Annotated in this window: 5 protein-coding genes; 1 reads left to right on the top strand and 4 read right to left on the bottom strand. The window is 71.8% G+C overall.

The annotated features are described in order from the left end of the window. Positions 1–338: 338 nt before the first annotated feature. Genes CCN39_RS12315 through CCN39_RS12300 form a run of 4 tightly spaced genes read right to left on the bottom strand, consistent with a single transcriptional unit; the run spans position 339 to position 5,678 of the window. Positions 339–641 carry a hypothetical protein gene (locus tag CCN39_RS12315; protein WP_086841470.1) on the bottom strand — a complete coding sequence of 101 codons (303 nt, stop codon included), beginning with the start codon at positions 639–641 and terminating at the stop codon, positions 339–341. 49 nt (positions 642–690) lie between these two features. Continuing rightward, entirely contained in the window at positions 691–1,674 is a 984-nt protein-coding gene (meaB, locus tag CCN39_RS12310) for a methylmalonyl Co-A mutase-associated GTPase MeaB (RefSeq protein WP_086841468.1), read from the bottom strand. 3 nt (positions 1,675–1,677) lie between these two features. After that, entirely contained in the window at positions 1,678–3,846 is a 2,169-nt protein-coding gene (gene scpA, locus CCN39_RS12305; RefSeq protein WP_086841466.1) for a methylmalonyl-CoA mutase, read from the bottom strand. Continuing rightward, the gene (locus tag CCN39_RS12300; protein WP_208630216.1) at positions 3,843–5,678 is read right to left on the bottom strand and encodes a methylmalonyl-CoA mutase family protein; all 1,836 of its coding nucleotides are present in this window, start codon (positions 5,676–5,678) and stop codon (positions 3,843–3,845) included. The genes scpA and CCN39_RS12300 overlap by 4 nt, the downstream gene beginning before the upstream one ends. Positions 5,679–5,864: 186 nt before the next feature. Between CCN39_RS12300 and CCN39_RS12295 the strand changes: the two genes are divergently transcribed. Next, positions 5,865–6,660: serine/threonine-protein kinase (locus CCN39_RS12295; RefSeq protein WP_244210749.1), on the top strand; the 796-nt coding region annotated here is incomplete at its 3' end.

Raw genomic sequence — 6,660 nt, 5'->3', positions numbered from 1 at the left:
CGGGCCGCGGCCCGCACCAAGGTCCTCCACGGGAGCCATGCTTACGCCGGCTTCGGAAATGAGCGCCTCGGACCCCTCCATGGGGTTGATGATGCGCCCTTGGGGGTCGCCTGGAACGTCCGGCCGTGAGTCGAGCACCGTCACGCCGCACCTCCTCCCGCAACACGGGTAACCCGCGCAGCGGCTGGGGTCACGCGTCGTGCCGATCGATCTGTACGCATTTGCAGACGATCGTGCACCATGCAGGCGGCAAGCCGCGCCTCGAAAACCGCCGTCCTAGACGGCCGGTACCGGATCTGCGTTGAACGGCGTGCACCACTTCGGCAAAGCCGAAAACCTCAGGACCCCTTGGCCCGCTTCGAACGGATCTTGCGCCCCCAGATCACGATGCCGAGCAGGACGACCGCGATCAGGCCCGCGATCAGCTTGTTCCTGGTCTTCTCCGTGTTGGCCTTGTCCGTCTGGGCCGGGTCGAGGACCGGGCCCGGGGGCTGCGTCTGCACCGGGACCAGCCCGGCGGAAGCGTGCGCCACGCTCATCGTGACGGCGGCCGGACGCACCGGCGCGGCCAGCGCCGGCGACGCGGTGAACAGCACCGCTCCCAGCAGCCCGACCAGGACCAGACCCCGCAGTTTCGCCATGTCATCCCTTCGCCACGACCAGGCATTCTGCCCACGGACCACCCGCACGTCAGCCACCGAACGCGTCGAGGATCCGCTGTGCACCGAGGGTAGCCGTGAGTTCACCGTCGCGCACCGCCCGTTCGACGTCGGGAACGACCGTTCGCACGTCCGGATGCACCGCCAGGCGACCGAGCAGTTGCTCGCGCACCATCGCCCAGGTCCAGTCGACCTGCTGCTGCCGCCGCCGGGCGTCCAGTTCGCCGGACGCCGTCAGCGTGTCGCGGTGCCGCTCGATCGCGCCCCAGACCTCGTCGAGCCGCAGGTTGTGCAGGCCGCTGCAGGTCAGCACCGGCGGCGTCCACGACGCTTCGGGCCCGTAGATCATCCGCAGCGCGCCCGCCAGCTCCCGCGCCGCGCGCCGCGCGTCCCGCTCGTGGTCGCCGTCGGCCTTGTTGACCGCGATGACGTCGGCGAGCTCCAGCACGCCCTTCTTGATGCCCTGGAGCTGGTCACCGGTGCGGGCGAGGGTCAGGAACAGGAAGCAGTCGACCATGTTCGCCACGGTCACCTCGGACTGCCCGACCCCGACCGTCTCGACCAGCACGACGTCGTAACCCGCGGCCTCCATCAGCACGATCGTCTCGCGGGTGGCCCGCGCGACCCCGCCCAGTGTCCCGGACGTCGGCGACGGCCGGATGAACGCCCGCGGGTCGACCGCCAGCCGCGCCATCCGGGTCTTGTCGCCGAGGATCGACCCGCCGGTCCGCGTCGACGACGGGTCGACGGCCAGCACGGCGACGCGGTGCCCGGCCGCGGTCAGGTCGGTGCCCAGCTGGTCGATGAATGTCGACTTGCCGACACCGGGGACGCCGGTGATCCCGACGCGCCGGGCGCCCCCGGCCACGGGCAGCAGTTCGACCAGCAGCTCCTGCGCCAGCGCCCGGTGGTCTTCCCGCTGCGACTCGACCAGCGTGATCGCCTTCGACAGCGTCCCGCGATCGCCCGCGAGGACCCCCTTGGCGTAGGCGGTGACGTCGATCTTGCGCGGCAAGGGTCAGGACTCCTGCGCCGACAGCTGGCCGAGCAGGTCGATGGCCGCGTCCGCGAGCACCGTGCCGGGCCCGAAGATCGCCGCCGCCCCGGCCTCGCGCAGCGCCGGGTAGTCCTGCGGCGGGATGACGCCGCCGACGACGACCATGATGTCCTCGCGGCCCAGCTCGGCGAGCTCGTGCCGCAGCGCCGGCACCAGCGAGAGGTGGCCCGCGGCCAGCGACGAGACGCCGACGACGTGCACGTCCGCCTCGATCGCCTGCCGCGCGACCTCGGCCGGGGTGGAGAACAGCGGGCCGACGTCGACGTCGAAGCCGAGGTCGGCGAAGCCGGTGGCGATCACCTTCTGGCCTCGGTCGTGGCCGTCCTGGCCCATCTTCGCGACGAGGATCCGCGGGCGGCGGCCCTCCTCCGCGGCGAACTCGTCGACCAGCTGACGGGCCTTCTCGACGTTCTGCGTCTTCCCCACCTCCTCGCGGTACACCCCCGAGATGGTCCGGATCTGGCCGGAGTGCCGGCCCCAGATCTTCTCGAGCGCGTCGGAGATCTCGCCGACCGTGGCCTTCGCGCGGGCCGCGTCGATCGCCAGCTCCAGGAGGTTGCCCCCGTTGCCGGCGCCTTCGGTGAGCCGCCGCAGCGCGTCCTCGGTCGCCGCGGAGTCGCGTTCGGAGCGCAGCCGCCGCAGCTTCTCCAGCTGCTGGGCCCGGACGCCGGCGTTGTCGACCTTGAGGACTTCGATCTCTTCGTCGGTGGTGACCTGGTACTTGTTGACGCCGATCACCGGCTGCCGCCCGGAGTCGATCCGCGCCTGGGTGCGCGCGGCGGCCTCCTCGATGCGCAGCTTGGGGATACCGGCGTCGATCGCCTTGGCCATGCCGCCGGCCTGCTCGACCTCGGTGATGTGACCCCACGCCTTGCGCGCGAGGTCGTAGGTCAGCTTCTCGACGAAGGCGCTGCCGCCCCACGGGTCGATCACGCGCGTGGTGCCGGACTCCTGCTGCAGCAGCAGCTGCGTGTTGCGGGCGATCCGCGCGGAGAAGTCCGTCGGCAGCGCGAGGGCCTCGTCGAGGGCGTTCGTGTGCAGCGACTGCGTGTGGCCCTGGGTCGCGGCCATCGCCTCGACGCAGGTCCGGACGACGTTGTTGTAGACGTCCTGCGCGGTCAGCGACCAGCCCGACGTCTGGGAGTGCGTCCGCAGCGAAAGCGACTTCGGAGACTGAGGGTCGAAGCCCTTGACGAGCTTCGCCCACAGCAGCCGGGCCGCGCGCAGCTTCGCGACCTCCATGAAGAAGTTCATGCCGATCGCCCAGAAGAAGGACAGCCGCGGCGCGAACTTGTCGACGCTCAGCCCCGCGTCGACACCCGAGCGGATGTACTCGACGCCGTCGGCGAGCGTGTAGGCCAGCTCGAGGTCGGCGGTCGCCCCGGCTTCCTGCATGTGGTAGCCGGAGATGGAGATCGAGTTGTACTTCGGCATGTGCTGCGAAGTGAAGGAGAAGATGTCGGAGATGATCCGCATCGACGGCTGCGGCGGGTAGATGTAGGTGTTGCGGACCATGAACTCCTTGAGGATGTCGTTCTGGATGGTCCCCGCGAGCTGCTCCGGCTTCACCCCCTGCTCCTCGGCCGCGACGACGTACAGCGCGAGCACCGGCAGCACCGCGCCGTTCATCGTCATGGACACCGACATCTTGTCGAGCGGGATGCCGTCGAAGAGCTGCCGCATGTCGTAGATCGAGTCGATCGCCACGCCCGCCATGCCGACGTCGCCCGAGACGCGCGGGTGGTCGGAGTCGTAGCCGCGGTGGGTGGCCAGGTCGAAGGCGACCGACAGGCCCTTCTGGCCGGCGGCGAGGTTGCGCCGGTAGAAGGCGTTGGACTCCTCGGCGGTGGAGAACCCGGCGTACTGGCGGATGGTCCACGGCTGGTTGACGTACATCGTCGGGTACGGCCCGCGCAGGAACGGCGCGATGCCCGGGTACGTGCCGAGGAAGTCCACATCGGACAGATCGGCGGCGGTGTACACGGGCTTGACGCCGATGCCTTCGGGCGTCTCCCAGGCCAGGGCGTCCGGGCCCTTGCCGGTGGTGCTCTCCACCGCGCGCGCCCACGCGTCGCGGTCACCCGGCGACGGCGTGCCGAGGTCGAGACCGGCGAAGTTCGGGATGGTCATCGCGCAACTCCCAGCTTGGCGTGCAGGCCGTCGAGGACTTCCTGGGCGTCGCAACCGGCGAAGACGTTGCCGTCCACGCCGGCGTAGGACCCCTTGCCTGCCAGCAGGACGTACTCGGCGCCGAGGGACGCGGCGACTTCGGCCGCCTGCGCCGCGTAGGCGTCGTCGGTGCCGCAGAGGCAGGCGATGCGGGCGCCGGACGCGCGGAACGCGCCGGGCAGGTCGTCGGTCGCGCCCGGGTTGACGGCTTCGATCCCGCCCGCCTGGAACAGGTTGGCGGCGAACCCGGCCCGCGCGGTGTGCGCGGCGACCGGGCCCAGCGTGGCCAGGAAGATCTTCGGCCGCGAGCCGTGCGAAGCAAGGTACGCGTCCGAAGCGTCCCGCAGGGCTTCGAAGCCTTCGGCGTACCGGTGCCGCGGCAGCCCACCTTCCACAGTGGACTCCACCGGTGCCCGGACCACCGGCTTCTCGGCCAGGTTCGGGAACTCGCTGACGCCGGTGAGCGGGTCACGCCGGGTCGCGATCCGCGAAGAGCGCTTCGCCCAGGTCGCGGCCAGCCGCTCGGCGAGCGCGCCGGAGGACAGCTCGGCGACCAGGCCGCCCGCGCCTTCGATGGCGGTGAACTCGGCCCAGGCGGCGTGCGCGAGGTCGTCGGTGAGCTTCTCGACGTACCAGGAGCCGCCCGCCGGGTCGGCCACGCCGGCCAGCTTGGACTCCTCCAGCAGCACCGCGTGGGTGTTGCGGGCGATCCGCGCCGAGAAGGCGTCGGGCCGGCCGATCGCCGCGTCGAACGGCAGCACGGTGACCGCGTCCGCGCCGCCGACACCGGCGCCGAAGCAGGCCACGGTGGTGCGCAGCATGTTCACCCAGGGGTCACGCCGGGTCAGCATGGCCGGCGACGTCACGGCGTGCTGGCGCATCGGCGACGTGAAGCCGCAGACCTCGGCGACGCGCGCCCACAGGCGGCGGGCGGCGCGCAGCTTCGCGATGGTGGAGAACTGGTCGGCGGTCGCGGCCAGCCGGAACTCGATCTGCCCGGCCGCGGCTTCGACGTCGAGGCCCGCGTCCGTCAACGACCGCAGGTAGGTGACGCCGGCGGCGACCAGCGCCCCCAGTTCCTGCGCGTCGGACCCGCCGGCTTCGTGGAACGGCAGGCCGTCGGCGACGATCGTCCGCACTTTCGGGTACTTCCCGGCGACACGCACGGCGAGCGCGGCGGCCGGTTCGAGCGCCACGGCCGAACCGGAGCGGGCCGCCAGCCCGATCGGATCCGCGCCCAGGACGGCGGTGGCTTCGCTCGCCGGGATCTCGCGCTCGTCGAACAGCGCCAGCAGCTCCGAAGCGGCGGCTTCGTACTCGGCACCCGCGTCCAGGACCACCGGCGCGAGGTCGAGGTAGACCTCGTTCAGCGCGTCGGCCAGGGCGGCAGGCGGCACCGAGAGCCAGATCGACGTCACGCCGCCTTCGAGGTCGGCGAGGATCGCCTGGTTGACCGCGCGGGCGTCGTCGCCGGTGAACCGGGCGCGGACGTCCCAGCCGGTGCCGACCCGGCCGTCCGGGCGGGCACCGCGCACGTACGGCGGCAGGCCCGGGAAGCCGATGTCGCCGGGGACGTCCTCGGCCGTGTACAACGGCTGGATCTCGATCCCGTCGTAGGTCCGCGTGACGAGCTTGCGCTCCGGGGCACCGGCGAAGTCCTCCGGCAGCTTGCCGCTCTTGCGCAGCACGCCCGCGACCAGCTCCTGCCACTGCGCGCGCGTCGCCTGCGGGAACTCGGCCGCGAGGTCGAGCTCGGAGATCGGCACTGACTCCGGACCGGCCACATCAGTCATAACCTGTGATGGTAGAGGCACTCGCCGCGCTCGACCTGTGAGTCTGGTCGCGCTAGGGGGACGGCCCGGGCAGGTTAGGGGGCGGCGGCGCGAGTACGACACAATTGCCGGGTGCCCCCCTCCAGCGAAGAGACACGAGTGGTCGCCGGTCGCTACCGGCTGCGTTCGGTGCTCGGCTCCGGGTCGATGGGCACCGTCTGGTCGGCCTACGACGAGTTCCTGCACCGGCAGGTGGCCGTCAAGGAGATGAAGGTGCCGCCGGGCATCCCGGCGTCGCAGGCGGACGAGCTGCGGGAGCGCACGCTGCGGGAGGCCCGCGCGATCGCCGTCCTCTCCCACCCCAACGTGATCATCCTGCACGACGTCGCCCGCGAGGACGACCAGCCGTTCGTGGTGATGGAGCTGCTGCCTTCGCGCAGCCTGGCGCACATCCTGCGCGACCACGGGCCGCTGACGGTCGGGCAGGCCGCCGCGGTCGGCATCGCCGTGGCGTCCGCGCTGGAGGCCGCGCACGCCGCCGGGATCACCCACCGTGACGTCAAGCCGGGCAACGTCCTGGTGGCCAGCGACGGCCGGATCAAGCTGACCGACTTCGGCATCGCCCGCAACGTCTCCGAGGCGACCATGACCCGCACCGGGATCATGCTCGGCTCGCCCGCCTACATCGCGCCCGAGGTGGCCTCCGGGGGCGCCGTCACGCCGGCCGCGGACCTCTGGGGCCTCGGGGCGACGCTGTTCGCCGCGGTCGAGGGCGCGCCGCCGTACGACGCCGACGGCGACCCGCTGGAGACGGTCGGCAAGGTCGTCAACGGCAAGGTGCCGCAGCCGAAGGCCGGCCCGCTGGCCGACGTCATCGGCGCGCTGATGAAGAAGGAGCCCGGCCAGCGGATCACGCTGCGCGAGGTCCGGCACCGGCTGTATCCGCTGCAGACGAAGACGCCGCTCGACCTGTTCGGCCCCGAGCTGTTCCACACCCCGGACG

The organism is Amycolatopsis kentuckyensis (assembly GCF_002155975.1).
In the GTDB taxonomy this organism is placed as follows: domain Bacteria; phylum Actinomycetota; class Actinomycetes; order Mycobacteriales; family Pseudonocardiaceae; genus Amycolatopsis; species Amycolatopsis kentuckyensis.
The sequence above is the reverse complement of the archived record's forward strand: the minus strand, read 5'-3'. Positions and strand labels throughout refer to the sequence as shown.

Coding starts and splice junctions, on each gene's coding strand:
- CCN39_RS12300 (WP_208630216.1), bottom strand. CDS start 5,678: ATGACTGATGTGGCCGGTCCGGAGTCAGTGCCGATCTCCGAGCTCGAC.
- CCN39_RS12315 (WP_086841470.1), bottom strand. CDS start 641: ATGGCGAAACTGCGGGGTCTGGTCCTGGTCGGGCTGCTGGGAGCGGTG.
- scpA (WP_086841466.1), bottom strand. CDS start 3,846: ATGACCATCCCGAACTTCGCCGGTCTCGACCTCGGCACGCCGTCGCCG.